Source organism: Rheinheimera lutimaris (genome assembly GCF_013283795.1).
In the GTDB taxonomy this organism is placed as follows: Bacteria; Pseudomonadota; Gammaproteobacteria; order Enterobacterales; family Alteromonadaceae; genus Alishewanella; species Alishewanella lutimaris.
In genome coordinates this window covers 14,458-41,070 of sequence record NZ_JABSOD010000012.1, presented here as the reverse complement: position 1 = coordinate 41,070, position 26,613 = coordinate 14,458, and the positions used below count along the sequence as shown (strand labels likewise).

At 48.1% G+C, this 26,613-nt stretch carries 32 protein-coding genes; 13 read left to right on the top strand and 19 right to left on the bottom strand.

Annotated elements, in window-relative coordinates; all coding sequences use genetic code 11:
* Positions 1-53: 53 nt before the first annotated feature.
* A complete protein-coding gene (gene mdh / locus HRH59_RS12650) occupies positions 54-992 on the bottom strand; it encodes a malate dehydrogenase (protein ID WP_173501635.1) in 939 nt (312 codons plus the stop codon).
* A 187-nt stretch (positions 993-1,179) separates the two neighbouring features.
* On the opposite strand from mdh, the gene argR reads away from it, so the two are divergent.
* Positions 1,180-1,647 (top strand): transcriptional regulator ArgR, encoded by a 468-nt coding sequence (gene argR, locus HRH59_RS12645; RefSeq protein WP_173501634.1) that lies wholly within the window; start codon positions 1,180-1,182, stop codon positions 1,645-1,647.
* Positions 1,648-1,662: 15 nt separating this feature from the next.
* Here argR and HRH59_RS12640 read toward each other — a convergent pair whose 3' ends face one another.
* From HRH59_RS12640 to ilvC, 3 genes are all read right to left on the bottom strand, one after another.
* On the bottom strand, positions 1,663-2,583 hold the full coding sequence (locus HRH59_RS12640) for a Dyp-type peroxidase (RefSeq protein ID WP_173501633.1): 921 nt from the start codon (positions 2,581-2,583) through the stop codon (positions 1,663-1,665).
* Between the two features lie 660 nt (positions 2,584-3,243).
* Positions 3,244-3,675, bottom strand: coding sequence for a methylglyoxal synthase (locus HRH59_RS12635; RefSeq protein WP_173501632.1), 432 nt, complete (start codon positions 3,673-3,675; stop codon positions 3,244-3,246).
* Positions 3,676-3,836: 161 nt separating this feature from the next.
* On the bottom strand, positions 3,837-5,318 hold the full coding sequence (gene ilvC / locus HRH59_RS12630) for a ketol-acid reductoisomerase (protein WP_173501631.1): 1,482 nt from the start codon (positions 5,316-5,318) through the stop codon (positions 3,837-3,839).
* A 161-nt stretch (positions 5,319-5,479) separates the two neighbouring features.
* On the opposite strand from ilvC, the gene ilvY reads away from it, so the two are divergent.
* Positions 5,480-6,376, top strand: coding sequence for an HTH-type transcriptional activator IlvY (ilvY, locus tag HRH59_RS12625; protein ID WP_173501630.1), 897 nt, complete (start codon positions 5,480-5,482; stop codon positions 6,374-6,376).
* A 5-nt stretch (positions 6,377-6,381) separates the two neighbouring features.
* Here the strand turns inward: ilvY and HRH59_RS12620 are convergent, their stop codons facing one another.
* The 8 genes from HRH59_RS12620 to zapE all read right to left on the bottom strand — a co-directional run bounded on the left by HRH59_RS12620 (position 6,382) and on the right by zapE (position 12,500).
* The gene (locus tag HRH59_RS12620; RefSeq protein WP_173501694.1) at positions 6,382-6,795 is read right to left on the bottom strand and encodes a ClpXP protease specificity-enhancing factor; all 414 of its coding nucleotides are present in this window, start codon (positions 6,793-6,795) and stop codon (positions 6,382-6,384) included.
* Positions 6,796-6,800: 5 nt separating this feature from the next.
* The gene (sspA, locus tag HRH59_RS12615) at positions 6,801-7,439 is read right to left on the bottom strand and encodes a stringent starvation protein SspA (protein ID WP_173501629.1); all 639 of its coding nucleotides are present in this window, start codon (positions 7,437-7,439) and stop codon (positions 6,801-6,803) included.
* A 75-nt stretch (positions 7,440-7,514) separates the two neighbouring features.
* A complete protein-coding gene (locus tag HRH59_RS12610) occupies positions 7,515-8,252 on the bottom strand; it encodes a cytochrome c1 (protein WP_173501628.1) in 738 nt (245 codons plus the stop codon).
* Positions 8,252-9,526, bottom strand: a complete 1,275-nt coding sequence (locus HRH59_RS12605; RefSeq protein WP_173501627.1) for a cytochrome b — start codon at positions 9,524-9,526, stop codon at positions 8,252-8,254. The genes HRH59_RS12610 and HRH59_RS12605 overlap by 1 nt, the downstream gene beginning before the upstream one ends.
* Positions 9,526-10,116: a ubiquinol-cytochrome c reductase iron-sulfur subunit gene (gene petA / locus HRH59_RS12600; protein ID WP_173501626.1), complete on the bottom strand. Its 591-nt coding sequence runs from the start codon at positions 10,114-10,116 to the stop codon at positions 9,526-9,528. Before petA ends, HRH59_RS12605 begins: the two co-directional genes overlap by 1 nt.
* Positions 10,117-10,372: 256 nt before the next feature.
* Positions 10,373-10,765 (bottom strand): 30S ribosomal protein S9, encoded by a 393-nt coding sequence (gene rpsI, locus HRH59_RS12595; protein WP_173501625.1) that lies wholly within the window; start codon positions 10,763-10,765, stop codon positions 10,373-10,375.
* Between the two features lie 12 nt (positions 10,766-10,777).
* A complete protein-coding gene (gene rplM / locus HRH59_RS12590; RefSeq protein WP_068233896.1) occupies positions 10,778-11,206 on the bottom strand; it encodes a 50S ribosomal protein L13 in 429 nt (142 codons plus the stop codon).
* A 202-nt stretch (positions 11,207-11,408) separates the two neighbouring features.
* Entirely contained in the window at positions 11,409-12,500 is a 1,092-nt protein-coding gene (gene zapE / locus HRH59_RS12585; protein WP_173501624.1) for a cell division protein ZapE, read from the bottom strand.
* A gap of 125 nt (positions 12,501-12,625) precedes the next feature.
* Between zapE and HRH59_RS12580 the strand changes: the two genes are divergently transcribed.
* The 3 genes from HRH59_RS12580 (at position 12,626) to HRH59_RS12570 (ending at position 15,689) form a co-directional block, all read left to right on the top strand.
* The gene (locus tag HRH59_RS12580; RefSeq protein WP_173501623.1) at positions 12,626-13,075 is read left to right on the top strand and encodes a YhcB family protein; all 450 of its coding nucleotides are present in this window, start codon (positions 12,626-12,628) and stop codon (positions 13,073-13,075) included.
* A gap of 88 nt (positions 13,076-13,163) precedes the next feature.
* On the top strand, positions 13,164-14,513 hold the full coding sequence (locus HRH59_RS12575; protein ID WP_173501622.1) for a Do family serine endopeptidase: 1,350 nt from the start codon (positions 13,164-13,166) through the stop codon (positions 14,511-14,513).
* A 153-nt stretch (positions 14,514-14,666) separates the two neighbouring features.
* The gene (locus HRH59_RS12570; protein WP_331460181.1) at positions 14,667-15,689 is read left to right on the top strand and encodes a trypsin-like peptidase domain-containing protein; all 1,023 of its coding nucleotides are present in this window, start codon (positions 14,667-14,669) and stop codon (positions 15,687-15,689) included.
* 9 nt (positions 15,690-15,698) lie between these two features.
* On the opposite strand, the gene murA is transcribed toward HRH59_RS12570, so the two are convergent.
* The 7 genes from murA to HRH59_RS12535 are packed head-to-tail and all read right to left on the bottom strand — an operon-like array spanning position 15,699 to position 20,232.
* Positions 15,699-16,961, bottom strand: coding sequence for a UDP-N-acetylglucosamine 1-carboxyvinyltransferase (murA, locus tag HRH59_RS12565; protein WP_173501620.1), 1,263 nt, complete (start codon positions 16,959-16,961; stop codon positions 15,699-15,701).
* Positions 16,962-16,967: 6 nt separating this feature from the next.
* Positions 16,968-17,225: a BolA family protein gene (locus tag HRH59_RS12560; protein WP_173501619.1), complete on the bottom strand. Its 258-nt coding sequence runs from the start codon at positions 17,223-17,225 to the stop codon at positions 16,968-16,970.
* A 10-nt stretch (positions 17,226-17,235) separates the two neighbouring features.
* Positions 17,236-17,529 carry an STAS domain-containing protein gene (locus HRH59_RS12555; RefSeq protein ID WP_173501618.1) on the bottom strand — a complete coding sequence of 98 codons (294 nt, stop codon included), beginning with the start codon at positions 17,527-17,529 and terminating at the stop codon, positions 17,236-17,238.
* A complete protein-coding gene (locus HRH59_RS12550) occupies positions 17,526-18,176 on the bottom strand; it encodes an MlaC/ttg2D family ABC transporter substrate-binding protein (RefSeq protein ID WP_173501617.1) in 651 nt (216 codons plus the stop codon). The genes HRH59_RS12555 and HRH59_RS12550 overlap by 4 nt, the downstream gene beginning before the upstream one ends.
* A gap of 1 nt (position 18,177) precedes the next feature.
* Positions 18,178-18,642, bottom strand: coding sequence for an outer membrane lipid asymmetry maintenance protein MlaD (gene mlaD, locus HRH59_RS12545; protein WP_173501616.1), 465 nt, complete (start codon positions 18,640-18,642; stop codon positions 18,178-18,180).
* 1 nt (position 18,643) lies between these two features.
* On the bottom strand, positions 18,644-19,426 hold the full coding sequence (gene mlaE, locus HRH59_RS12540) for a lipid asymmetry maintenance ABC transporter permease subunit MlaE (protein ID WP_173501615.1): 783 nt from the start codon (positions 19,424-19,426) through the stop codon (positions 18,644-18,646).
* Positions 19,423-20,232: an ATP-binding cassette domain-containing protein gene (locus tag HRH59_RS12535; RefSeq protein WP_331460180.1), complete on the bottom strand. Its 810-nt coding sequence runs from the start codon at positions 20,230-20,232 to the stop codon at positions 19,423-19,425. Before HRH59_RS12535 ends, mlaE begins: the two co-directional genes overlap by 4 nt.
* Positions 20,233-20,500: 268 nt before the next feature.
* Between HRH59_RS12535 and HRH59_RS12530 the strand changes: the two genes are divergently transcribed.
* The 8 genes from HRH59_RS12530 to hpf are packed head-to-tail and all read left to right on the top strand — an operon-like array spanning position 20,501 to position 26,613.
* A complete protein-coding gene (locus HRH59_RS12530; protein WP_218573514.1) occupies positions 20,501-21,481 on the top strand; it encodes a calcium/sodium antiporter in 981 nt (326 codons plus the stop codon).
* Positions 21,482-21,493: 12 nt separating this feature from the next.
* Positions 21,494-22,462, top strand: a complete 969-nt coding sequence (locus HRH59_RS12525; protein WP_173501613.1) for a KpsF/GutQ family sugar-phosphate isomerase — start codon at positions 21,494-21,496, stop codon at positions 22,460-22,462.
* 1 nt (position 22,463) lies between these two features.
* Entirely contained in the window at positions 22,464-23,018 is a 555-nt protein-coding gene (kdsC, locus tag HRH59_RS12520) for a 3-deoxy-manno-octulosonate-8-phosphatase KdsC (RefSeq protein WP_173501612.1), read from the top strand.
* Positions 23,015-23,569, top strand: coding sequence for an LPS export ABC transporter periplasmic protein LptC (gene lptC, locus HRH59_RS12515; RefSeq protein WP_173501611.1), 555 nt, complete (start codon positions 23,015-23,017; stop codon positions 23,567-23,569). Before kdsC ends, lptC begins: the two co-directional genes overlap by 4 nt.
* A gap of 4 nt (positions 23,570-23,573) precedes the next feature.
* On the top strand, positions 23,574-24,047 hold the full coding sequence (gene lptA, locus HRH59_RS12510; protein WP_231702492.1) for a lipopolysaccharide transport periplasmic protein LptA: 474 nt from the start codon (positions 23,574-23,576) through the stop codon (positions 24,045-24,047).
* A complete protein-coding gene (lptB, locus tag HRH59_RS12505) occupies positions 24,044-24,766 on the top strand; it encodes an LPS export ABC transporter ATP-binding protein (protein ID WP_173501609.1) in 723 nt (240 codons plus the stop codon). The genes lptA and lptB overlap by 4 nt, the downstream gene beginning before the upstream one ends.
* 49 nt (positions 24,767-24,815) lie before the next feature.
* A complete protein-coding gene (locus HRH59_RS12500; RefSeq protein WP_173501608.1) occupies positions 24,816-26,300 on the top strand; it encodes an RNA polymerase factor sigma-54 in 1,485 nt (494 codons plus the stop codon).
* Between the two features lie 25 nt (positions 26,301-26,325).
* Positions 26,326-26,613, top strand: a complete 288-nt coding sequence (gene hpf, locus HRH59_RS12495) for a ribosome hibernation promoting factor (protein WP_173501607.1) — start codon at positions 26,326-26,328, stop codon at positions 26,611-26,613.

The following is a 26,613-nucleotide window of genomic DNA, read 5'->3' as shown; positions in this document are numbered from 1 at the left end:
TTTTCAGCAAATAAAAAAGGCGCCGCAGCGCCTTTTTTAATTTGCAAAATAACTTAGTTATTCTTTACAAACTCTTCGCCTAAAGTGATATCAGCTTTTAGTGTAGCTAACATATCCGTCATAGCTTTTTGCTCATAGGCGCTTAAAGTACCGATTGGAAGCAGTTTTTCCACACCGTTTTTACCCAGTACCAAAGGTTGTGCAAAGAAACGGGCATGCTCGCCTGCACCTTCAACATAGGCATATTCAGTAACCGCTTCACCCTGCAGACCTTTGATCAATGAAATACAGAAACGCGCAGCTGCCTGACCCATTGATAAGGTCGCTGAACCGCCACCGGCTTTGGCTTCAACCACTTCAGTACCGGCATTCTGAATACGATGCGTTAAAGATGCCACTTCTTCATCAGAAAAACTGACACCGGCAACTTGCGACAATAACGGCAGAATAGTAGTACCGCTGTGACCACCGATAACCGGCACGGTGATTTCAGTCGGGTTTTTACCTTTTAACTCACCAACGAAGGTTTCTGCACGAATAACATCGAGGGTGGTAACACCAAATAAGCGGCGTGCGTCGTAAGTGCCGGCCTTTTTAAATACATCAGCCGCAATAGCAACGGTAGTATTTACCGGGTTGGTAATAATACCCACCAACGCTTTCGGACATTGCTTAACGATCGCTTCGGCCAGGGTTTTTACCACACCGGCGTTGATGTTAAATAAGTCTGAACGGTCCATGCCCGGCTTACGCGGCATACCGGCGGGGATCATCACAATATCGGCACCGGCCAGTGCAGTATGCAAGTCTTCTTTACCGTAACCTGTTACTTTAACAGCGGTAGGGATATGGCTTAAATCAACCGCAACACCCGGTGTTACCGGCGCTAAATCATATAACGCTAAATCTGTGCCTGCAGGTAAGTCTAACTTAAGCAATAACGATAATGCCTGGCCAATACCGCCGGCGGCACCTAATACGGCAACTTTCATAATTATCTCCCTTGATAACGGTTGAATGAAAACGCGCCAACAATACTGAAACCGCGTTAAAAATACAAATAGCTTAAGCCTAAAGTCTAAGCATTTTAGCGAATTTTAGTGTAGTTTACTTCACAAAGTGTACCGGACAACGAACTTTGCTAAGATAGCAGCAACAAATAACAGGTATGAGCGTGGTATGACAAAGCAAGCAAAGCAAGAAGCACTTATCCAGGCGTTTAAAGCGTTGTTGAAAACTGAGAGCTTTGGTTCTCAGGGCGAAATTGTTGAAGCGCTGAAAAACGAAGGCTTTGACAATATCAGTCAATCAAAAGTGTCCCGCATGCTGAGCAAATATGGCGCTGTACGCACCCGCAATGCCAAACAGGAGATGGTATATACTTTACCCCCTGAATTAGGCGTACCTACCACTAAAAGTCCACTGCGTCAGCTGGTGCTCGACATTGAGCATAATGATGTGATGATTATTATCCGTACCAGCCCGGGTGCGGCACAGCTGATTGCCCGTTTGCTGGATTCTGTCGGCAAAGCAGAAGGCGTGCTGGGCACTATAGCCGGAGACGACACGATATTTATTGCACCTAAGAGTGTAAGAAACATCGACTTTACACTGCGAAAAGTGACAGAGCTGTTCGAGAAAGTCTAACGTCAGACACCAGCATTACACTAGCGCTGACAACTCCAGAAAGCTGATGGAAGGTGCAAAAAACGCGGCACTGAGCTCAATGCGACAGTAGTTTAGCAGCAAATCGTAGCCATTATTCTGAGCCTGACCAAGCCGGTTAGCCAACTGCAAGGCCAACGCCGCAGGATTAGCAGCATAACTAAGCTCAATTAACCCCTGCTGCGGAAGCAGGCAGAACGGCATATTCTGCTGCACCACCGCCATTGGACTTTCGATATCCGGCTGCATCACCGCCAGGTGGCTGTCAGGTAAAATCAAACCGTCAGCCAGCCTTTTACCGCTAACTTTGTCATAACCCATGATTTCTTCTTGCTCCGACAAGCTTAATTGTTGCCAGGCCGGAGCATCGAACGACAATCGCTGCAGATATACATAACTGCCGGCAGCAAACACCGGCTGCTGCGCTGCATCAACCAATGCGGCCTGGCGCTTGGCCCGACCTTTGGGGCAATAAGGCGCATCAATAAATCCGCTCAAATTTCTGCCATCAAGGTAACGAAAGCCTTGCAAGTGCTCCTGCAGTTCAACATGCCCTTGTAACAACTGTTGCACCTGCAGGCTGGCAATAACATTTACATCCTGCCGGTCTGACCGAATTTGGATCAAGATATCCAAAGGTACCGGAGCCAGATCAATATCATCTGTACTGTGGTCCGCAAACGCTGTTAGTCCGGCCGGCCGGGCATCCGGATACAGTAAATCCCAAAAGGTGCTGCCAACTGCCACCACACCGGTTAACATGGCTTCAGAAAAATGTTCAGCAAGGCGGTCGAATAATTGCGGTAACCGGGCCAGTTTGTGCCGCAACACCCGCTCATGTCCTTCAAGGGCATTAAACAATAAATAGCTGCCGTGTAAATTCGCTTCAGCACAAATTCCCAGTTGCTCTCTGGCCATAATATTCCTTTTTAACCACAGGTTCGCAGCCTGGTTGTAGCATATCGCAACTTAACGGCAGGCTTTGTTGTGAGATATATCTCACAAATGAGTGAGCTTAAACGCTATTTAACCGTAAAACCCACCACACAAAACAAACATAAGCATTTGATAAATATCATTAAAAAACAAAAATGGCATGCTTTACAATAATATTACAATGCGCTTTTTTCTTAAAAGCCATGCTCAAGCCCCGCAGTAGAGTACATACTTAACTCGTCAACGGATAGACAGCTGGTCAGGATGACAAGGTATAACTGCAGGACGCAGTATTTCGCTAGGATAGCACAAGGATGAATAACAGAACACGCTCAGGATGAGCAGGCCTTTTTTCAGATTCTTCAACTGCGCTGAGAATTGCACGGACGAAACAGGACACTCTCAGGATGAGAGCACATTATCAGGATGATAATGTTTAAGGACGACAGGACAGGCTGGACGCTTTGGGAACACTCCGGGACGGAGCCAGGGATGATATGCTAAGGATAGTATCGACAGGATGACGAAACAGGACCTTAGGTGGCCGCGCAGTTTGCGGCCTACCTTCTTTGTCTGCAATAAATAATCTCACACTAAACAGATAGCTTTCATACCGGTTAAACAACCATCAAACCATGATAATTATTTTGTCTCCAGTCGCTTTTGGTATACCGAAAAATCCGGCACTTCACGCTGATAATCTTGCTGATATAAGCTGGAATGAACGATAAAATCTGCTGTCGCCTGATTACAAGCCACCGGAATATTCCATACTACCGCTAAACGTATTAATGCTTTTACATCCGGGTCATGCGGTTGTGATGACAGCGGGTCCCAAAAAAATACCAACCAATCAATTTTCTGCTCAGCAATCATTGCACCAATTTGTTGATCGCCTCCTAAAGGGCCACTGGCAAGGCATAGCACTTCTTTTTCTAACACCTCTGAAACCAGCTTGCCGGTGGTGCCGGTGGCCACCAGCGCTTTGTCAGCAAAAAATGCGCTATGCGCCGCAACCCATTGCAGCAATGCCTGCTTTTTACCGTCGTGTGCAACCAGCGCAATTGTTTTCATAACATCAATATTCCGTAATTATAAAACCTCAGCTTAGCGCGAAAAAAAAGCCCTGCATAGCAGGGCAAAACAACCAAGGTCCACGTATAACATCGTTATTGGCCAGGTAACACTGCCGCTTTTGGCGTGCTGAGTCACCTATAACCACATCATTCTTTGAGTTACTGATTCGACTCCACTATCCGTTTCATCGCTGTCATGTAACCACGTAATTTTCTGCCGACTGTTTCAACCGGGTGCTGCCGGATCGCATCATTCACGGCAATCAGTTTCAGGTTGTCGACACCATTGCTGCCTGTTACGCCTTTACCGATATAGTCGCTGTTCAATGCGTTGATACTATCTTTCAGTAACGGTACAGCGGCATGTGCAAACAAGTAGTTACCGTATTCTGCAGTGTCTGAAATCACCACGTTCATCTCATACAAACGTTTACGCGCTATGGTGTTAGCAATTAACGGCGTTTCATGCAGTGACTCATAGTACGCAGATTCGGCCACTATGCCGGCATCTACCATGGTTTCAAACGCCAGTTCTACACCGGCTTTAACCATCGCGACCAGCAACAAACCGCGGTCAAAATAATCCTGTTCGCTAATTTTTTCATCCGACACAGGCGCTTGCTCAAAACCACTGCTGCGGGTCTGCTCACGCCAGGTAAGCAGGTTTTTATCATCATTAGCCCAGTCAGCCATCATCGTACGGGAAAACTCGCCACTGATAATGTCGTCCATATGCTTTTCAAATAATGGCCGCAATGTTTGCTTTAGCTGCTCTGCTAAGTCAAACGCTTTGATTTTTGCCGGGTTACTTAAGCGGTCCATCATGTTAGTAATACCACCATGCTTTAGCGCTTCGGTTACTGTTTCCCAGCCATACTGAATCAACTTAGCGGCATAACCCGCCTCAACCCCGTCGGCGACCATTTTATCAAACGCCAAAATAGCGCCGGTTTGCAACATGCCACACAGGATAGTTTGCTCGCCCATCAGGTCGGATTTTACTTCCGCCACGAAAGACGACTGCAGCACACCAGCCCGATCTCCCCCCGTTGCCGCAGCGTATGCTTTGGCAATGTCTAAGCCTTGTCCTTTGGGATCATTTTCCGGGTGTACCGCAATTAATGTCGGTACCCCAAATCCTCTTTTATATTCTTCCCGCACTTCCGTTCCCGGGCACTTAGGTGCCACCATCACAACCGTGATGTCGGGCCGGATTTGCTTACCTTCTTCTACGATATTAAAACCGTGTGAATAAGCTAACGTTGCACCTTGCTTCATCAGCGGCATAATCGCATCTACAACACTGCTGTGCTGCTTATCCGGCGTCAGGTTTAACACCAGATCTGCCGTTGGGATCAGTTCAGCATAAGTGCCTACGTTAAAACCGTTACTGCTGGCCTTTTCAAACGATGCGCGCTTTTCTGCTATAGCTTCAGCACGCAAAGCGTAGCTGATGTTCAAGCCGGAGTCGCGCATGTTCAGCCCCTGGTTTAAGCCCTGAGCACCACAACCTACAATAACGATATTCCAGCCTTTTAACAGCGCACAACCATTAGCAAATTCAGCTTTATCCATAAAGCGGCACTGGCCCAACTGGCCTAACTGCTGACGTAAATTCAGCGTATTAAAATAATTTGTCATGATACTTCTCTAAATTCGTTGTAACCGCTCTAACCTGGTTGGTGAGCATAAGCAGCACTGGTTGTCTGCTTTAATGAGCTTATACTAACTACTGCTTTTAATTGCGTGAAGTGATATATTTTGAAGTCTGTATTTCATAAAATGAAACATAGGCTCTTTGTATGGATATCCGCAGCGCACAATTATTTCAGCACCTGGCCAGCAGTTTAAACTTTAGTAAAACCAGCGAACAAATGTATGTAAGCCCGCCGACATTAACGCGGGTTATTCAGCGGCTCGAAGAGGAACTGGGTGCAGAGTTGTTTTTTCGCGATAAACGCTCAGTCCGCCTCACCGCTGCCGGGCAACGTTTTGCCCGCTTTGTCCGCAGTTGGCTGGATGAATGGCATCAGCTGCAGGTCGATTTACAGCTAGCCAGCGCTGAATTAACCGGTGAGATCCGCTTATTCTGCACCGTCACGGCCAGCTATAGCCATCTGCCGGCCATTCTGGATCGTTTCCGCTTAGTCTGTCCGAAAGCCGAGATAAAACTGACTACCGGTGATGCGGCCTCAGCAATAGAAAAAGTCCGGCTGGATGAAGCCGATATCGCCCTGGCTGCCCATCCGGCACACCTGCCGGCCAATTTGGCATTCAGAAGCATTGCCAGCCTGCCGGTGATGCTGATAGCCCCAACGATTCCCTGTAAAGTAAATGATTTACTGCAACAGGAGCCGGTACCGTGGCACAAAATACCGCTGATTATGCCGGAACATGGCCCTGCCCGTGGTCGTTTTGACCGCTGGCTGGCGGATATGGCCATAACGCCGTTAATTGCGGCAAAGGTGGATGGTCATGAGGCTATGGTATCGATGGTCGCGCTGGGCACCGGCGTAGCACTGGTAGCCGATGCTGTTGTGGTAAACAGTCCGGTAAAAGACAGGGTACGGATGCTGGAGTTAGACTATCGCTTTGAGCCATTTGACCTTGGCGTATGCATGCTGAACAAACGGCTACATGAGCCGCTTATTCAGACATTTTGGCAAGTTGCTACTGCCAAGCCGGAGCTGAGCCGTTGATGCTGTTATTTAACTACTTTTAAGTGTGAAGCTCTTTTCGGCTTCGGCGGTTCCGGCGGAGCAGGCTCATCTTCGAGGCTATTACTGAATATCTCTGCTTCGTCTTCTTCCTCTTCCAGCGTAAATACTGTGCCGGCGCCGTTTTCACGCGCATAAATCGCCAACACAGCCGTAACCGGAATATACAACGCAAACGGCTTTCCGCCGAAGCGGGCATTAAAGGTTACCGCGTCATTGCCCAGCTGCAAATTACCGACCGCAGAGGGCGCTGTATTCAACACAATTTGGCCGTTCTGTACAAACTGAGTCGGTACTTTAACAGCATCGGCTGTCGCATCTACCACCAAATATGGCGTGCCGTTATTATCGACAATCCATTCATAAAACGCCCTTAACAGATAAGGGCGGTTTGGCGTCATCTTCATTAAAACTTCATTCCTCTGCGGATCTCACGTTCCACATCACTTAATGAAGCCTGAAATGCATCACGTTCAAAAATACGCGTCATATAATTTTTCAACTCTTTGCTACCAGGGCCATTCAGCTCAATGCCCAACAGCGGCAAACGCCACAGCAATGCAGCCATATAACAATCGACCAGGCCAAACTCTTCGCTCATAAAAAACGGCGTTTCGTTGAACAATGGTGCGATAGACAGCAAGCCTTCTCTTAATTCCTGCCGTGCCGTGGCTGCGTGCTCGTCACCATTAAGAATACTTGCCGCCTGACGGTACCAATCTTTTTCGATGCGGTACATCATTAAACGTGCCTGACCACGCGCAACCGGATATACCGGCATCAGCGGTGGATGCGGAAAACGCTCATCGAGGTATTCCATAATAATATTGGCTTGATACAACGCCAGTTCACGATCAAGCAAAGTTGGCAGGCTACCATACGGGTTTACCTCGTACAGATCCTCCGGCAAATTATCTTGTGCGACCTGAAGAATATCGACAGTTACGCCTTTTTCAGCCAGTACTATGCGTACCTGATGGCTGAACATGTCATCAGCTGCTGAGAACAATGTCATCACAGGGCGTTTATTGGCAGTGATCGCCATGTCTTCCTCCGGTAAAATAAAAAACGGCAAAGGGGCGCTAAGGCCCCTGTAAACATATCTAGTTGAAATAACTAGTTAATGTACATCTTTCCAATATTCTTTCTTCAGCAGATACGCCAGCACAAAGAAAATCAGCAGAAATACCATTACTTTGATCCCTAATGCGCGGGACTCCAGTTTGGTAGGTTCGCCTACATATTCCAGGTAGTTTACCAGATCTGCCACAGCACGATCATATTCTTCTGCACTGAGCTCACCGGTACCGTCGGTTTTAATACCAACATATACCTGTTTAGACTCGCCATCAACAAGACGCGTCTCATAAGCCTTATATGGCATGCCCTGCAGTTCCTGCAGTACATGTGGCATACCAACCATCGGAAATACATCGTTATTTACGCCAAACGGCCGTGCCGGGTCAGCATAAAAGCTGCGCAGATAGGTATACAACCAATCCGGGCCACGCACACGAGCTACGTTGGTTAAATCCGGTGGTGCAGCACCAAACCATTTCTCAGCATCTTTGGTGGCCATATTATTTTTTATATGGTCGCCTACTTTTTTGCCGGTAAACATCAGATTTTCTACACCAACATCTTCCGGAATATCTAAATCACGGAATGTGCGCGAATAACGCTGATACTGCATCTGATGGCAGCCCAAACAGTAATTCTGAAATAACTTAGCACCGTGTTGCAACGACGCTTTATCCATCAGGTCAATAGGTGCTTTGTCCAGATGTACAGCCGGTCCGGCCGCCATTGCCCACGAAGACGCCACTAATGCAATTACTGAAAATAAGTTTTTCATCATCAGGTTAACCTTACTGGTAATGGCTTGGTTTTTTCATTCTTACTGTAGAACCACAGCAAAATAAAGAAGCCAAAATATGTAAATGAGAATATCTGCGCCATTAAGGTGTACACACCTTCAGCTGGCAACACGCCTAAAACGCCCAGCGCTACAAAACTGATACAGAAGTTGATTAAGTTAGCGGTATGCAAACCACTACGATAACGCATGGACCGCACTTTGCCTCTGTCTAACCAAGGTAGCAATGCCAACGCTAAAATCGCCGCGAACATAGCAACTGCGCCCATAAACGGGTGCGGAATGGCGCGCAAGATGGCATAAAATGGCGTGAAATACCAAACAGGAGCGATGTGCGCTGGAGTTTTCAACGCATTTGCCGGTTCAAAGTTTGGTGGTTCAAGGAAGTAGCCGCCACCTTCAGGGAAGAAGAAAATCACCCAGGCAAAAATTAGCAGGAAACCTGCTACGCCAACCAGATCTTTTACCGTGTAGTACGGGTGGAAGGGTATAGCGTCAACAATCACTTTTTTACCACCACGGGTAAAGTACTGATGAAAGGTAAACTTCTTATCTGCTTCCGTCTGCGCGACAGAACCGTCATTATCTTTCTTAATGTCGATACCATCAGGGTTATTAGAACCCACTTCATGCAACGCCATAATGTGCAGGAATACCAGAATAACCAGCACCAGTGGCAGAGCAATAACATGCAAAGCAAAGAAACGGTTCAGTGTGGCGCCGGAGATAACGTAATCACCACGGATCCACAGGGTTAAGTCTTCGCCAACAAAGGGGATGGTACCAAATATGCCGATGATAACCTGCGCACCCCAAAACGACATCTGGCCCCAGGGTAACAAGTAACCCATAAAGGCCTCGGCCATCAACACGAGGAAAATCAGCATACCGAAAATCCACAGCAGCTCCCGTGGTTTCTGATAAGAACCGTACATCATGCCTCGCAGCATGTGTAAATACACCACGACAAAGAACGCTGAAGCACCGGTAGAGTGCATATAACGCAACAACCAGCCGTAGTCTACGTCACGCATAATATATTCGACTGAAGCAAATGCTCCTTCTGCTGAAGGTACATAGTTCATCGTTAACCAGATACCGGTCAGAATTTGGTTAACCAATACCAACATGGCCAGCGAACCAAAGAAATACCAGAAGTTAAAGTTTTTCGGTGCCGGATACTGCATAACATGCAGATTCATCTTATCCATAAACGGCAGGCGGTATTCAATCCAGCTCATTAGATTTTTGAACATCAGACTGTCCCCTCATCTTCACCAATTACAATGGTATTGTCGTCGATAAACATATACGGAGGGATCTGCAGATTTTTCGGCGCCGGTACGCTTTGAAACACACGGCCCGCCATATCGAACTTAGAGCCATGACAAGGGCAGAAGAATCCTGATGTGACACCTTCAACCTGAGCAGCGAAATCGTTGGCAATATAAGTAGGAGAACAGCCCAAGTGCGTACAAATACCTACTGCAACAAAAATCTCCGGCTTTTTCGAGCGATGGCGATTTTGTGCGTAAGCAGGTTGTTGTTCAACTTCAGAGGCAGGATCACGCAGTTTATCTTCATGTGTAGCAAGCTCATCCAGCATGGCTTGCGGTCGTTTAACAATCCATACCGGTTTACCACGCCATTCAACCCGAATTAACTGCCCGGGTTCAAGCTTACTGATGTCCGCACTGACCGCTGCCCCAGCCTGTTTTGCCTTTTCGCTTGGCATCCAGGATGCGACAAAAGGCACAGCAGCTCCGACAGCACCCACGCCCCCTACAACTGAGGTTGCAATGGTAAGGAAGCGGCGGCGACCATGATCTACAGGCGCATTGCTCATCCACTCATCTCCACGTTAACGCTTAAACAGAATTTAAGCGGCTGAATTTCAGCAATTATTATAAATCGAAAAAATATCGCCGATCATAATGAAAAGCCCTGCTTTACACAAGGATTAAGGCAAACTGAATCCGCATTATCTTGCTGATTTGCGTTATACGGCACACTTTGGCTGCCGGTTTGCAATGGTCGCAGACAACAAAATGCAGGCAAAAAAAACCCGGCAACGCTGTGCCGGGTTTTGTACTGAAAAACGCTTAACGTTTTGAGTACTGTGGACGTTTACGTGCTTTACGCAGACCCACTTTCTTACGTTCAACCTGACGCGCATCACGGGTAACAAAGCCCGCTTTACGCAGTGCCGGACGCAGTGACTCGTCAAACTCCATCAGTGCACGGGTAATACCGTGACGGATAGCACCGGCCTGACCGCTGATACCACCACCTTTAACAGTGATGTACAGGTCGAATTTCTCAACCATATCAACCAGCTCTAATGGTTGCTTAACAATCATACAAGCTGTTTCGCGGCCAAAGTATTCAGTCAACGCGCGTTGGTTAACAACGATGTTGCCTGAACCGGCTTTGATGAAAACGCGGGCCGTTGAGCTTTTACGACGACCAGTTCCGTAATATTGATTCTGTGCCATGTTATGCTCCGATTAAATATCTAATACTTGCGGTTGCTGAGCAGCATGTTGATGCTCGGCGCCGGCGTAAACTTTCAACTTACGGAACATAGCGCGGCCCAATGGACCTTTTGGTAACATGCCTTTAATAGCAAGTTCCAGAACCATTTCAGGTTTCTTCGCGATCAATTTCTCGAAGCTGATTTCCTTGATACCACCAGGGAAGCCAGTGTGAGAATAATACATTTTGTTCTGTGCTTTGTTGCCGGTAACTGCCACTTTTTCCGCGTTTACCACGATGATGTAATCACCGGTATCTACGTGTGGCGTATACTCTGGCTTGTGCTTACCACGTAAACGGGCAGCAATTTCTGTTGCGATACGACCCAGTGTTTTACCTGACGCATCAACAACGAACCAGTCGCGGGTTACGCTTTCTGGCTTAGCAGTAAAAGTTTTCATTTATCTATCCAAAATAACTTAGTTACACCTGACACCGTGCAGGGCTGATGCAGCGGGTGTCGTTAGCGTACCCCTTCGAGTACAAAAACTACCGGGCTAACGGCAGTATTAGGCTGTAACGTAGGCCGGGCGCGGATTATATATTAACCAATTACAAAAATCAGCACCTTCTCTGAAAATTTCCACTGAATTGACAAAAAAATTAAGGTAAGTGTGCTTTTGCCAGATAGTCATGTGACTGCATTTCCTGCAACCGGCTGATACAGCGCTTAAACTCAAAGTTTAAAATGCCGTCGGTATATAACTGTTCTAACGCTACTTCAGCCGACATAATCAGTTTTACATGCCGTTCATAAAATTCATCGACCAAAGCAATAAAGCGGCGGGCCACATCATCATTTTGCCGGCTCATGGTTTTAACCCCCGACAACAACACCGTATGATAGCAACGGCTCAGTTCCATATAATCATATTGGCTACGCGCGGTTTCACACAGCTCAGCAAAGTCAAACCAGACAATACCGTCAGCCTCATACCGTGCATGTAATTTACGGTGAGCCACCTCAATTTCAGCCTGCTGCTGGCGCGGTTCTACCGATAAAGCAGTAAAATATTGCAATAAGTTAGTATCAGCCTGAGTATCCAGCGGATAATGATATATTTCAGCTTGCTCAAGGGTGCGTAAGCGGTAATCTATACCGCTGTCGACGTTAACCGTCTGCGTATATTGCTTAATCAAGGCGATTGCCGGTAAAAAGCGGGCCCGCTGCAAGCCATTACGATACAGCCCGTCCGGCTCAATATTAGAGGTAGCCACCAGTGTAATGCCGCGTGCGAACAAAGCCTGCATCAAGGTGCCGAGGATCATGGCATCCGTAATATCTGAGACAAAAAACTCGTCAAAACACAGAATGTCTGTTTCCTGTTTAAACTTATCAGCCACTTTCTGCAGCGGATCACTGACGCCTTTGAGCAGTTTCAGTTCTTCATGTACCCGATGCATAAAGCGATGGAAGTGAATACGCATTTTACGGCTGCCCGGCAGACACTCGTAAAAGGTATCAACCAAATAGGTTTTTCCGCGGCCTACCCCCCCCCAGAAATACAAGCCCTGCAACGGCTTCTCTGCCGCGGTTATACCGCGCAGTCGTTGCCAAAATGACATTTTTGCCGGCTTTTGGCTGACAAAGTCATCAAATAAACGCTGCAGTTGTACAACGGCAAACTCTTGCGCCGCATCATACTGAAAATCGTCACGCGTTAGGTCAAGACGGTATTTTTCTATTGGTGTCATCTGAGTCTTACTTGAAAGCTGCGCTGATAAGCCCTAAATATGAGAGATAATAGTAACATGCCTTACCACTGTGCATAAGAAGTTAGGTTACACTATTGGAAGATATTACCCCCGCAGGAGTTATTATGGATTATATGTACGCCGCAGCCTGGCTTGGCGCAGGTTTGGTTATCGGGGCTGTTATCGCCCGCTTAATTACATTGAAGCAACTTAATCAGCATAAATTGCAACTGGAACTGGAGGAAAGCCAGGCACAGTTAGCCCAATACCGCCGGGATGTATCCAGTCATCTGGAAACTACTAATCAGTTAATGACTCAACTGCAGGACAACTATTCACGCATTGCCAGGCATATTGCCGACTCGAAAATGCAGTTAGTAGAGCGGCCAACCGAATCCGTGCGCCAGGATATCAACTATTTGTCCGGTGATACCGCAGCTTACATCCGTCAATCGCTTAACCAAATTGATGAAAAACGCCGCGTCTACTCAAACGCAGAGCAGCAGCCGCGTGATTATTCGGGCGAAGCGAGCGGACTGATTAAAGAACGTAAGTACAGTAAAGCCGGCGAATAAATTGTTACATATACCTGATGTTATAAGCTGAACTTTTTCTATTGTTACACGTTCTTAGTCGCAGGTTATTGAAGGAGACTAATACGCTATGAATAAGAAATTGTCATTGCTTGGCGCCGCCGTTACAGCCAGCCTGTTGTTGACAACAGCCACACCGGCCGACGCCAGAATACCGTTTTTTTCATCTGAGCAGGAAATACCAACCCTGGCGCCGATGCTGGAGCAAGCCACACCGTCTGTGGTGCATATTTCTGTAGAAGGCAGTCGGGAAGTGCGTCAGCGTTTGCCGGAAGCCTTTCGCTACTTTTTTGGCCAGCGCGGCCCGAACGAGTATCGCGAAGAAAGGCCTTTTAAAGGCTTGGGATCAGGTGTGGTAATAGATGCTGCTAAAGGCTATATCGTTACCAATAACCATGTAATTCAGGATGCTAATGACATTGAAGTCCGGCTGAAAGACGGCCGCACTTTTAAAGCAAAGAAGCTTGGCGCGGATCCGGAAAGTGATATCGCATTGCTGCAGATTGAAGCCGAAAACCTGATACAAATTCCACTGGCTAATTCCGACAAAACCCGGGTTGGCGATTTTGCCGTTGCCATCGGCAACCCTTTCGGCCTTGAGCAAACCGTCACCTCCGGCATTATCAGTGCACTGGGCCGCGGTGGCCTTGGTATCGAAGGTTTGGAAGATTTTATCCAAACCGACGCTGCGATTAACAGCGGCAATTCCGGTGGTGCTCTGGTGAACTTGCGCGGCGAGTTGATTGGTATTAACACCGCCATACTGGGGCCAAATGGTGGCAACATAGGTATTGGTTTTGCCATTCCGGCCAATATGATGAAAAATTTGGTAGATCAAATAGTCGAGTATGGCGAAATCCGCCGCGGCAGCTTAGGTATCCGTGGTGGCGACGTAAATGCCGACTTAACCGAGGCGATGAACTTAAGTGTTAGCCGTGGTGCCTTTGTTAACGAAGTACTGCCCGACAGCGCTGCAGAAGAGGCTGGACTGAAATCCGGTGATGTCATCATCAGCATGAACGGTAATAAAATTAACTCTTTTATTGAGTTACGCGCCAAGGTCGGAACCTTAGGCGCCGGCCGCGAAGCGAAGCTGGGCATACTGCGTGACGGCAAAGAGCGCACAGTTACCGTGAAACTGCAGGAACTGGCGAGTGGTCAGGTAGCAGCAAATCAAATGCACCCGATGTTGGATGGTGCCGAACTGACAAACACCGATGGCGGTGTCAAAGTAGAGGCCGTTAGCAATAACTCGGCTGCAGCTCAGATAGGCTTGTTGCCGGACGACATTATCGTGGGTGTTAACCGCCAGCGTGTTACAAACCTGGCCGAACTGCGCAAAGCACTGGAAAATCGCAGTGGCGTAGCCGCACTGAATATCCAACGTGGCAACACTAACCTGTATGTGTTAATTCGCTGATAGCAAAGGCTTAAGCAGTAGCCAATGGCTACTGCTTAAGCGATATTAATGCTATGCTAGCCTTACCTGAATTTTACAGACAACATCAAATCCGTGGCTAAATTTTTGTTTTTTTTGCTTAAAAGCATTGCCTACGGGCTCGCATTGGCTTTTGTGCTGATGTTGTTTTTCCCCTCCTTTAACTATCTGCCCACTCCGCTGTTTGGCAGCAATGACGCCGGTAAAGAAGAGACTGTTGCCAGCTATGCCAAAGCGGTGCGCCGCGCTGCTCCGGCGGTGGTCAATGTATATACCCGCAGCACCCTGGTTGATCCACGCTCTTTACGCCCCAGAACCATAGAGCGTCAGGAGCTTGGCTCCGGGGTGGTAATGAGTGCGCAGGGTTACATTCTGACTAACTACCATGTGGTATATGGCGCAGATCATATCGAAATTGCCTTACAGGACGGTCGCTGGTTAGAAGCTGTATTAATTGGTCAGGATGAGCTGACTGACCTGGCAGTACTGTATGTACAGGCAGAGAATTTACCGGTTATACCACAAGATACCGCACTTGATCCCCAGGTCGGCGATGTAGTATTGGCAATAGGTAACCCGCTGAACCTGGGGCAAACCATTACTCAGGGCATTATCAGTGCCAATGGTAATACCGGCTTAAGCTCACGCGGCTATATCGACTTTATGCGTATGGACGCCGCCATTAACCGCGGTAACTCCGGCGGCGCTTTGGTTAACAGTAACGGTACTCTGGTTGGTATTAACGCCGCAGCATTTCAGTTAGAAAGTCAGGATATTCAGGGTATTTTCTTTGCTATACCCTATCAACTGGCACTCAATGTGATGCAGAAGCTGATTAAACACGGCAAGGTTACCCGCAGTCATTTGGGTGTCTCCGGCGATGCGGTTGTCAATGCTGCCGGCGACAAGCTGATATCTTCAGGCCAACCGCTGTATGGTCTGAGCATTACCGCAATCAACGATAATGGCCCGGCTGCTGAAGCCGGCTTGCAAACAGGTGACATTATTCTGGCAATAGACGAGCGACGTTTTGACACCGTGCAACAAGCGCTGAATATGATTGCAGAAACCGCCCCTAACACCAGCCTGACATTAACGATAAACCGCAGTGGTCAACAACTCACCATCAATGCTGTGACACGCGAATTACGGCGATAAAAAACGCGGCTAAGAAGCCGCGTTAACCCGCTCAATATTGGCACCAAGCTGCCTGAGCTTATGCTCAATCTGCTCGTAACCACGGTCTATGTGATAAATCCGATCGACCACTGTGGTACCGGATGCCACCAGGCCGGCAATAACCAAACTGGCAGAGGCACGTAAATCCGTTGCCATAACCTGTGCGGCCATTAGCTTAACACTGTTCTGGCAAACGGCAGTATTGCCTTCCAAACTGATCCTGGCGCCCATACGCTGCAGCTCAGGCACATGCATAAAGCGGTTTTCGAAAATAGTCTCGGTAACCATCCCCACACCATCTGCCACTACATTCAGCACAGTAAATTGCGCCTGCATATCGGTCGGAAAGCCCGGATGCGGAACTGTTTTAACATTCACAGCACGTAAAGTACGCCCTGTCATGTTCGCACGGATCCAATCATCACCGCTGGTAATATCAGCACCGGCTTCACGCAGCTTCTCCAATACCACTTCTAACTCGGTTGGATCAGCGCTGCGGCAAGTTACATCACCACCGGATACCACTGCAGCTACTAAAAAAGTACCGGTTTCAATACGATCCGGCAGTACTCTGTGTTCGCCACCGTGTAAGGCATTTACGCCTTCAATCACAATAGAGTCGGTGCCGGCACCGGAAATTTTAGCCCCCATGGTGTTGAGATAAACGGCTAAATCGACCACTTCCGGTTCACGGGCTGCATTATCAATGGTCGTAATGCCATCAGCCAACACTGCAGCCATCATCAGATTCTCGGTACCGGTAACACTGACCATATCCATAATAATATGCGCGCCCTTCAGGCGGCTGGCACTGGCTTTGATATAGCCATTTTCAACCACTATTTCGGCACCCATTTTACGCAGGCCATCAATGTGCAGGTTAACCGGCCTCGCACCAATGGCACAGCCGCCGGGTAAAGAAACCTCGGCGCTGCCAAAACGGCTGAGCAATGGTCCTAACGCTAAAATAGAAGCCCGCATCGTTTTTACCAGTTCATATGGCGCAAACTGATTGTGCACTTTACCGGCATCTACCTGTACCACGTTGTCAGAAAAACTGACTTCTGCACCAAACAACTGCAACAACTTAACCGTCGTCTCAATGTCTTTAAGCTTTGGCACATTAGTAATAGTGGTGGGTTTTTCTGATAATAAGCTGGCAAAAAGGATAGGCAAAGCGGCGTTTTTTGCGCCTGATATAATCACATCACCGTGTAAAGCCTGACCACCTGTAACAAGAAATTGCTGCATAAATTACTACATCGGAGGGTTAAGAAGTTTTTCTCTACGCCATTGTTCCGGCGTAAAGGTCTTGATGCTGACAGCATGAATAGAACCGTCAGCAATGGCGGCCATTAAAGGCGCATAAATCATTTGTTGTTGCTTCACCCGGCTGACATCAGCGAAACAGGCGCCCACTGCCGTTACGGCGTAATGAGACCCCTCAGCACTGACTTTTACCTCGGTCAGTTGCAGCTGTTGTTGCAGCAACTGCTCAATTTGCGTGATGTCCAAAAGCTAAACCTTAATCAATTATTGGCAATAAAGCGCGTACCGCTGTAACGTCGGCCAATGATAGCAGCTGTTTCGGCACATTACATAACGCAATCGTAATACCCAGCCGTTTTGCTTGCGCCAATTGCTGTAATAACCAGGCTAAGCCTGCAGTATCAATATTGTCCAGGCAGTTAAAATCAAACTTAACTTTACCGGACAGCGTATTTAACTGCGCAAAGGGTGAATACAGCATTAACGTATCACGATTTAATACACCGCTAAAATGTAAAGCGTCTGCCTGCTGCTCAATCTTTAATGTCACTTTTCCTCCGGCCGGGTGATCGGTGCTTTTGCCTTTTCAGTTAGCAGCGTAGTAACACTTTGCAGGCCTTGCTGACGGATCAGGTTACTCAGCTCAGCTCTTTTGCTGTCCAGTAATGAAATGCCTTCAGCCACCATGTCAAACACCAGCCAGGTATCTGAGTCTTTGCCACGGCGTAACTTAAACTCGATATTGATATCCGGCTTGCCCGGGTCTATAACACGGGTTTTTATGCTGATGATTTTTTGATTATCAATGGCACGGGCCGGCTCAATCATCACTTGCTGATTGCGATACTGGGTAAACACGCCGGCATAAGTGGCAACCATGTAGTTTTGAAAAGCGTCAACGAAGGCCAGTAAATCTTCACGCGGGGTATTACGCAAATCAGCGCTGTTACCTATCACACGCAATGCCGCATAACGGCTATCGATATAGGGCACCAGTTCTTCATTAACTATAAGCCGCAGAACTTCAGGATCAGCTTCAATTTTGCTCTGATCTTTGGCAATACGGCTAAAGGTGTTATCTGCTACGACTTCCATCATCTTGTATGGATCGGTATAAGTTTGCGCTTCTGCCAGAACCTCGGTCGCCGTGCTTAACATCGTTAAGCTTGCTGCCAGTATCAATGCATAAAGTTTCATATTAATTCCCGCGGTTAAATAAAAATTGGCCAATCAACTCTTCCAGTACCAGGGCTGATTTTGTGTCTTCGATATAGTCACCATCAGCCAGGATTTCAACGGTTTCATCCAGAAAACCGGGCTGTAACCCCAGGTATTGCTCGCCCAGTAAGCCAGAGGTTAAAATTGCCAAAGTACTGGTTTCAGGAAAGTTGCTGTAACTTTTATTGATTTCCAGTGTTACTACCGGCCGGTAATAAGTGGTATCAAGCTCAATGGCAGCAACACGCCCCACAACTACGCCGCCCACTTTCACCGGTGAGCGCACTTTTAAACCGCCGATATTTTCAAACTTAGCATGCAGGCGATAACTTTGCCCCGTGCCGGCGACACCGGAGCTTGCTACCTGCAACGACAGCAGCAGAAATGCCGCTATAGCCAACACAATAAAGCCACCTACCAGTATTTCAATTTTCCGTGTGGTCATGTTATCCACCAAACATTAATGCAGTTAAAATAAAGTCAAAAGCCAACACGGCAAGCGACGCAGTAACAACCGTTTGTGTTGTAGCCTGGCTGATCCCCTCAGAAGTAGGAACAGCATCATAGCCCTTGTGCAGGGCAATCCAAATCACGATCAACGCAAATACCATACTCTTAATTACGCCGTTCATAACATCCTGGTACAGATCGACATTTGCCTGCATCGCAGACCAGTAGCCGCCGCCATCAACACCTAACCAATCAACGCCAACTAAATGGCCACCTAAGATCCCTACCGCAGTAAAGATAACCGCCAGTAACGGCATGCTGATAACACCGGCCCAGAACCGCGGTGCAATAATGCGTCTTAGCGGATCAACCGCCATCATTTCCATACCGGACAGCTGTTCCGTCGCCTTCATCAGACCAATTTCAGCCGTAATTGCGCTGCCGGCACGACCGGCAAACAATAAGGCGGTAACCACAGGGCCTAATTCACGCAATAAGCTCAGCGCAACCAGTGGCCCCAACATCTGCTCCGCACCAAACTTTACCAACACGGTGTAGCCCTGTAACGCCAGTACCATGCCGATAAACAAGCCGGAAACCAGAATAATCAGTAACGACAGCACACCTATTACATACAGCTGTTTAACCAGCAACGGAAAACCTTTGCGTATATCCGGTTTACCCAGCAGGGCGCCAAACAGCATAATACCGGCACGGCCATAACCCCGGACATTACCAATCGTGGCAGCGCCGATTTGTTGTAACTTATCTGCAATCACCCGACCAACTCCATTAATTCCTGTTCGTAAGGCGCCGCCTTAAAATGAAACGGCACAGCACCATCCGCCTCACCTTTTAAGAACTGTTGCACCAACGGCGACGGATGAGCGCGCAGCTGCTCCGGTGTGCCATGGCCAATCACGGTTTGCTCAGCCACCACATAGACGTAATCGGCAATACTCATTACTTCTGTGACGTCGTGAGACACCACCACCGAGGTTAAATTCAATGCATTATTTAACGAACGGATCAGCCGCACTATGACGCCCATCGAGATCGGATCCTGGCCGGCAAAAGGCTCATCATACAAAATCAGCTCCGGATCCAGCGCAATGGCCCGCGCCAGTGCCGCCCGTCTTGCCATACCACCGGATAACTCTGCCGGCATTAGATCGCGGGCACCACGCAGCCCTACCGCTTCTAATTTCATCAGCACAATAAGGCGGATAAGCGATTCCGGTAACCGCGTATGCTCGCGAATAGGAAAAGCCACATTATCGAACACTGTCATGTCGGTGAACAAAGCGCCGCTTTGGAACAACATACTCATACGCTGACGCGCGGCATACAATGCATTGCGTGACAACAATGGAATATCTTCGTTACCGAACATAATATGACCACTGTCCGGCTTTAACTGGCCACCAATCAAGCGCAGCAAGGTCGTTTTACCAATGCCGCTGGGGCCCATAATGGCGGTTACTTTACCACGGGCAAACTGCATATTCAGATCACGGTAGATCACACGATCACCACGACTAAACGTCAGTTGCTGAATATCAATTAGTATATCTGACACATTAATGCTCTCCGCCGCTGCCAGCGCTGTCGTGCCCCGGAAGGAATAAAATGCAATATACATACATCCTTGTATGTTTTCAATTATACTCGGTTTTACGTTGGATTATTGTAAACGGATCCATCAGTAAAGTCGTCACAAAAAATCGTAACAAACTGTGCGGAAAATCGATATTGCCGCATCATTGCAGCTTTTTTTTGCAATTCGCACCGATAAGCAGGAAAATACCACGTAATGCCTTACATAAGACTTACACAGAACAGGGAAATACATATTGTCACCTTTGCTACTTGCCATTATTTTCGTCGTCGTCGGGTTGGTGTTACTGATTTGGAGTGCTGATCGCTTTGTATTCGGCGCCTCTTCTATTGCGCGCACTGCCGGTATATCACCGATGATCATCGGCCTGACTATTGTTGCCATGGGCTCATCCGCGCCGGAGATGCTGGTGTCTGCCAGCGCCGCCTGGCAGGGACGACTCGATACCTCCGTCGGTAATGCACTGGGTTCAAACATCACCAATATTCTGTTGGTTATAGGTGCCGCTGCATTATTAAAGCCGATTGCCGTATCGTCGTTAACGTTAAAACGTGAGTACCCGCTGTTGTTGCTGTGTACTCTGCTGGGCTATTACTTTATTTCCGACAATATGCTGACGCGATTTGAAGGCATCTTGTTGCTGTGTGCTTTTGTCGCTTTTCTGGCACTGCTGGTTTACTGGGGTAAGCATGCCACAGCGGATGATCCGCTGATCGCTGAAATTAACGCTGAAATGCCGGTGCAAATTTCAGCGCTAAGAGCCATAGTGTGGCTGGGCATTGGTTTGCTGCTGTTGTTGGCCAGCTCACAGCTGCTGATCCATGGTGCAGTCACTATTGCTACCTATGCCGGACTGAGCGATTTGGTAATAGGCTTAACCATTATCGCCATCGGCACCAGCCTGCCTGAGCTTGCAGCCAGTATTATCGGTATACTCAAAGGTGAAGACGATTTGGCACTGGGCAATATTATCGGTTCAAATATTTTTAATATTCTGGCCGTATTGGGCCTTGGCGCTGTTATCGGCCCTGCCGGTTTAGATCCTATGGCCGGCAGTCGCGACAGTTATGTCATGATAGCGGCTACCTTAGCCATGTTACTGATGTCACTGCGGCTGGGTAAAATCAGACGTATTAACCGCGCTGAAGGTATAGTGCTGTTGGCCGGCTTTATCGGTTATCAGTACCTGCTGTTCAATGCCCTGACCCCCGCATAATCAGAGACTAATATGACAACAGATTTTCGTATCCGCGCCGCCGAAGTACTACGGATTGAAGCTGAAGCCGTAGTGCAATTGCAACAGTACCTGGATAACGGCTTCAATCTGGCTTGTCAGCTGATTTTTGACAGCAAAGGCAAAACCATCGTGTCCGGCATGGGTAAATCCGGCCATATTGCCAACAAAATTGCCGCCACTCTGGCATCTACCGGTACACCGGCTTTCTTTGTCCATCCGGGCGAAGCCAGCCATGGCGATTTAGGCATGTTGTCCGCAGAAGATGTGGTCATTGCTATTTCCAACTCCGGCGAAACACCGGAGGTACTGACTATTATTCCGCTGATTAAACGGCTGGGTATTAAGCTGATTGCAATGACCGGTAACCCGGCCTCCACGCTGGCGAAACTGGCCGACGCGCATTTATGCGTAAAAGTTGAACAGGAAGCCTGCCCGTTGGGTTTGGCACCAACAGCCAGCACCACCGCAACACTGGCCATGGGTGATGCTTTAGCAGTGGCGCTGCTTGATGCCCGCGGTTTTTCAGCCGAAGATTTTGCGTTATCACACCCCGGCGGCAGCCTTGGCCGTAAGCTGCTGCTGCGGCTGGAAGATATTATGCACAGCGGCACTGAAGTCCCTGTCGTTGTGCAAAGCGCCACCATTAAAGATGCTCTGCTGGAAATATCAAAAAAGGGCCTTGGCATGACGGCCGTAGTGGACGATGCCGGTATATTAGCCGGTATCTTTACCGATGGCGATTTGCGCCGTATTCTCGATCAGCGCTACGATATCCATACCAATGTTATCGCCGATGTAATGACCCGCCGCTGCGTTACCGCTCAGCCACAGATGCTGGCAGCTGAAGCGCTGCAAATCATGCAACAGAAGAAAATAAACGGCTTGATTATTCTTAACGACACCGGCAAACCGGTTGGCGCCATGAATATGCATGACTTATTGCGGGCCGGAGTACTGTAACATGACACTATTTGACAGCCTGTATCAGCCGGTCAGCAGCGCAATCAACACTAAGGCAGCAGCAATAAAACTGCTGATTTGCGATGTCGACGGCGTATTTTCCGATGGCCGGATTTACCTTGGCAATAACGGTGAAGAACTAAAAGCCTTTCATACCCGTGACGGCTACGGCATCAAAGCCTTGCGCCAGGCCGGTATCGAAGTGGCAGTTATCACCGGGCGGAATTCAGCCATTGTACAACAACGCATGACATCGCTGACAGTGCCTTACATTTACCAGGGCCAGGAAAATAAACTGGCCGCCTTTGCTGATTTACAACAGCAATTGCAACTTACGCCGGCGCAAATTGCCTATATCGGCGATGACCTGGCAGATTGGTCAGTTATGCAGCAGTGTGGTTTGGCGGTAGCCGTTAAAGACGCCCATCCTTATCTGGTGCAGCAGGCCGATTACATTACCAGCTTACCAGGCGGCTTCGGCGCCGTGCGCGAGCTTTGCGACTTACTGTTGATTAGCCAAAACCGTTTCGGTTTATTTGACGGCAGCAGCACATGAGAAAGTTTTTTGTCTTTATCGTTATTTTGTTAACCGGAACGGCCGCTTATTTGTGGTTTCAGCCGGCAGATGACGGCGACACCTTGCAGACCGACCAGGAATTATTGCCGGACTACATTGCGCAAAAGGTTACCCGTCGCCTGTACGATGAACAGGGCTATCTGGCCGATACCGTCAGCGCTGAACGGCTGGAACATTTTGAGCTGCTCGGCTTTACCCGATTTGAAAATCCGGTATATACCCTGTACAACGAAGCACATCAACCCGGCTGGAAAGCCAGCAGCCGGCAGGCCATTTGGTTTAATCAGGACAGAGTTATTCTGGAGCAACAAGTCAGTATTGAAAGCCTGATGCCGGATGAACTGATAGAACGGATAGAAACAGAAACGTTAGAAATGTTATTTCCGGACAACACGTTACAAAACGATGCCGCTGTATTTATTCAGGGCAAAGGTTTTTATATCAAAGGCGTTGGCTTACAGGCTGATCTAACAAATGGCAGCTTGCAACTGTTACAACACCAGCAAACGGTATATCACAATGAACAATAAAATTATGTCTGTCCTATTGCTGCTCAGCAGCAGTGTCGTTCTGGCGCAGCAGCCTGACTACAGCCAGCAAATTCAGATCGATGCTGACAATTTGTCGTCGCTGAAAGAAAACGTCTTAACCTACCGTAGTAATGTCGTAGTAACTCAGGGTTCATTGCAAATGAAGGCAGACCAACTGGAAATTAATGCCAGTGCCGGCAAAGGCAAAGAGGTCTACGTTGCTACCGGCAATCCGGTCAGTTATTCGCAGCTATTGGCTGACGGCCAGCCGGTAACAGCTAAAGCCAATGAAATACGTTATGAACCCGCCAGCCGGATGCTAATCTTAACCGGTGACGCCGAATTGGCGCAAAGCGGCAGCGTAGTAAAGGCTTCCACAATAAGGTATAACGTAGAGAAGCAGGAACTTAGCGCGCAAAGCGACGAATCTAAACGCGTCACTACTATCTTTACGCCGGAGGAAAAAAACAATCCATGAAGTTAGTTGCCTCCCATCTGGCTAAAAGTTACAAAGGCAGGCAGGTTGTAAAAGACGTCAGCCTGGAAGTGAATGCCGGACAAATTGTCGGCTTGCTCGGTCCGAACGGTGCCGGCAAAACCACCACTTTTTATATGATTGTTGGTTTGGTGCCGTCTGATAAAGGCACTATTAGTCTGAACGACAAAGATATTACCTTTGACCCTATCCATGCCCGTGCCAGACAAGGCATTGGCTATCTGCCGCAAGAAAGCTCTATCTTTCGTAAGCTCAGTGTATATGACAACTTGCTGGCTATTTTACAAACCCGTAAAGACTTAACCGCGGCCAAACGCGAAGAACTGGCTGACGATTTACTGGAAGAATTCCACATCGGTCATATAAAAAACAGTTTGGGTATGAGCTTGTCCGGTGGTGAACGCCGTCGCGTGGAAATTGCCAGAGCGCTGGCGGCTAACCCGGCGTTTATTCTGTTAGATGAACCCTTTGCCGGCGTAGATCCTATTTCGGTATTGGATATTAAAAAAATTATCCAGCATTTATGTCAGCGTGGTATCGGCGTATTAATTACCGACCACAATGTGCGTGAAACGCTGGATGTGTGCGAAATCGCCTATATTGTCAGTCACGGTGAGCTGATTGCGTCCGGGCCGCCGCAGGAAGTACTGTCTAATCAAAAAGTACGGGATGTATACCTGGGCGAACAATTCAGGCTATAGTTAGCAAAAAATAATGCCAGTGTGTCACTCAGGAGAATGGTAGAAGTAGATGAAGCCCTCTTTGCAACTTCGCTTAGGACAGCAACTAACCATGACGCCACAGCTACAGCAGGCTATACGCCTGCTACAGCTGTCGACGATTGAGTTGCAACAGGAAATTCAGGAAGCTCTCGATGCCAATCCATTATTGGAAGCAGAAGACGAGTACGATAGCTTTAACGCTGAACCCAAGGAACCAGAGCAAGCAACTGATAACACCAGTGACCTCGATCACCATGCGGACGACAGCTATGAGCCGTCAGAGCCCGATAGCAGTGAGTCGATGACAGAGCAAAATATCCAGGAAGATTTACCGCTGGATAATAACTGGGATGATTTAGTCAGTGCCGCTCCGGTCAGTGCCGGCAATAGCGGCAGTGACGAAGACCATGTGTATCAGGGAGAAACCAGTGAAAGCCTGCAGGATTATTTGCGCTGGCAAATGCAACTTACCCCTTTTTCTGACACTGACCGTGCCATCGCCGAAATTATCATTGAAGCCATCGACGAGAACGGCCTGCTTACTATCAGCTGTGACGACATTCTGGAATCACTCGGTGCAGATGAAATTGAAGCCGACGAAGTAGAAGCCGTAATCAAGCGCATCCAGTTATTTGATCCGGTAGGTGTTGGTGCCCGCTCTGTACAGGAATGCCTGTTAGTCCAACTACGCCAGTTTGCCCCCGACACGCCCTATCTGGCTGAAGCACGCCATATGATTAGCGAACATTGCGAATTTTTAGCGAATCGCGACTTTCGTTCTTTGATGCGAGTGACTAGACTCAAAGAGGATGAGTTAAAAGAAGTCATGCAGCTGATCCACAGCCTTAACCCAAGACCGGGTGCCGACGTAATCCGCGAAGAACAACAGTATGTTATTCCGGACGTCAGTGTACAAAAAGTGAAAGGACGCTGGCAGGTCGAGCTTAACCCAGACGCTATGCCCAAGGTAAGGATAAATCAGCAGTATGCCGCTATGTCACGCACGGCAAAAAACAGCTCTGACAGCCAGTTTATCCGCTCGCATTTACAGGAAGCAAAATGGTTTTTGAAAAGCCTGGAGAGCCGGAACGAGACCTTATTAAAAGTGGCGAACTGCATCGTGCAGCAGCAACAAGCATTTTTTGAACATGGTGAGGAAGCCATGAAACCTATGGTGTTAAATGACGTTGCTGAGATGGTTGGTATGCACGAATCCACCATTTCCCGGGTTACCACACAAAAGTATATGCATACACCACGAGGTATTTTTGAACTTAAGTTCTTCTTTTCCAGTCATGTCAGTACGGAGAGCGGAGGCGAGTGTTCCTCCACAGCCATCCGCGCTTTTATTAAGAAATTAGTGGCGGCGGAGAACCCGGCTAAACCGCTTAGCGACAGTAAAATGGCTGACATTCTGCTGGAGCAAGGCATCAACGTTGCCAGGCGAACTATTGCCAAGTATCGGGAGTCGTTGTTTATTCCGCCGTCAAATCAACGCAAGACCTTGATGTAAATAAGCCTAAAGAAGGAATATGTCTATGCAAATCAATCTAACCGGTCGTCATGTTGAAATTACTTCTGCCTTAAAAGAATACGTAGACAACAAGTTCGCTAAACTGGAACGGCATTTTGATCATATAAACAATGTACATGTGATCCTAAACGTGGAAAAATTGAAGCAGATCGCCGAAGCCAAGCTGCACCTGAACGGTGGCGAAGTGTTTGCCGTATCTGAAAATGAAAATATGTATGCTGCAATTGACCAGTTGATAGACAAACTAGATCGCCAGGTCATTAAGCATAAAGAGAAAATAGCCCGACACTGA

Excerpts from the sequence above, each read along its gene's own strand:
- mdh (WP_173501635.1), bottom strand. The coding sequence starts at position 992 with ATGAAAGTTGCCGTATTAGGTGCCGCCGGCGGTATTGGCCAGGCATTA.
- argR (WP_173501634.1), top strand. The coding sequence starts at position 1,180 with ATGACAAAGCAAGCAAAGCAAGAAGCACTTATCCAGGCGTTTAAAGCG.
- HRH59_RS12640 (WP_173501633.1), bottom strand. The coding sequence starts at position 2,583 with ATGGCCAGAGAGCAACTGGGAATTTGTGCTGAAGCGAATTTACACGGC.
- HRH59_RS12635 (WP_173501632.1), bottom strand. The coding sequence starts at position 3,675 with ATGAAAACAATTGCGCTGGTTGCACACGACGGTAAAAAGCAGGCATTG.
- ilvC (WP_173501631.1), bottom strand. The coding sequence starts at position 5,318 with ATGACAAATTATTTTAATACGCTGAATTTACGTCAGCAGTTAGGCCAG.
- ilvY (WP_173501630.1), top strand. The coding sequence starts at position 5,480 with ATGGATATCCGCAGCGCACAATTATTTCAGCACCTGGCCAGCAGTTTA.
- HRH59_RS12620 (WP_173501694.1), bottom strand. The coding sequence starts at position 6,795 with ATGACGCCAAACCGCCCTTATCTGTTAAGGGCGTTTTATGAATGGATT.
- sspA (WP_173501629.1), bottom strand. The coding sequence starts at position 7,439 with ATGGCGATCACTGCCAATAAACGCCCTGTGATGACATTGTTCTCAGCA.
- HRH59_RS12610 (WP_173501628.1), bottom strand. The coding sequence starts at position 8,252 with ATGATGAAAAACTTATTTTCAGTAATTGCATTAGTGGCGTCTTCGTGG.
- HRH59_RS12605 (WP_173501627.1), bottom strand. The coding sequence starts at position 9,526 with ATGTTCAAAAATCTAATGAGCTGGATTGAATACCGCCTGCCGTTTATG.
- petA (WP_173501626.1), bottom strand. The coding sequence starts at position 10,116 with ATGAGCAATGCGCCTGTAGATCATGGTCGCCGCCGCTTCCTTACCATT.
- rpsI (WP_173501625.1), bottom strand. The coding sequence starts at position 10,765 with ATGGCACAGAATCAATATTACGGAACTGGTCGTCGTAAAAGCTCAACG.
- rplM (WP_068233896.1), bottom strand. The coding sequence starts at position 11,206 with ATGAAAACTTTTACTGCTAAGCCAGAAAGCGTAACCCGCGACTGGTTC.
- zapE (WP_173501624.1), bottom strand. The coding sequence starts at position 12,500 with ATGACACCAATAGAAAAATACCGTCTTGACCTAACGCGTGACGATTTT.
- HRH59_RS12580 (WP_173501623.1), top strand. The coding sequence starts at position 12,626 with ATGGATTATATGTACGCCGCAGCCTGGCTTGGCGCAGGTTTGGTTATC.
- HRH59_RS12575 (WP_173501622.1), top strand. The coding sequence starts at position 13,164 with ATGAATAAGAAATTGTCATTGCTTGGCGCCGCCGTTACAGCCAGCCTG.
- murA (WP_173501620.1), bottom strand. The coding sequence starts at position 16,961 with ATGCAGCAATTTCTTGTTACAGGTGGTCAGGCTTTACACGGTGATGTG.
- HRH59_RS12550 (WP_173501617.1), bottom strand. The coding sequence starts at position 18,176 with ATGAAACTTTATGCATTGATACTGGCAGCAAGCTTAACGATGTTAAGC.
- mlaD (WP_173501616.1), bottom strand. The coding sequence starts at position 18,642 with ATGACCACACGGAAAATTGAAATACTGGTAGGTGGCTTTATTGTGTTG.
- HRH59_RS12525 (WP_173501613.1), top strand. The coding sequence starts at position 21,494 with ATGACAACAGATTTTCGTATCCGCGCCGCCGAAGTACTACGGATTGAA.
- kdsC (WP_173501612.1), top strand. The coding sequence starts at position 22,464 with ATGACACTATTTGACAGCCTGTATCAGCCGGTCAGCAGCGCAATCAAC.
- lptC (WP_173501611.1), top strand. The coding sequence starts at position 23,015 with ATGAGAAAGTTTTTTGTCTTTATCGTTATTTTGTTAACCGGAACGGCC.
- lptA (WP_231702492.1), top strand. The coding sequence starts at position 23,574 with ATGTCTGTCCTATTGCTGCTCAGCAGCAGTGTCGTTCTGGCGCAGCAG.
- lptB (WP_173501609.1), top strand. The coding sequence starts at position 24,044 with ATGAAGTTAGTTGCCTCCCATCTGGCTAAAAGTTACAAAGGCAGGCAG.
- HRH59_RS12500 (WP_173501608.1), top strand. The coding sequence starts at position 24,816 with ATGAAGCCCTCTTTGCAACTTCGCTTAGGACAGCAACTAACCATGACG.
- hpf (WP_173501607.1), top strand. The coding sequence starts at position 26,326 with ATGCAAATCAATCTAACCGGTCGTCATGTTGAAATTACTTCTGCCTTA.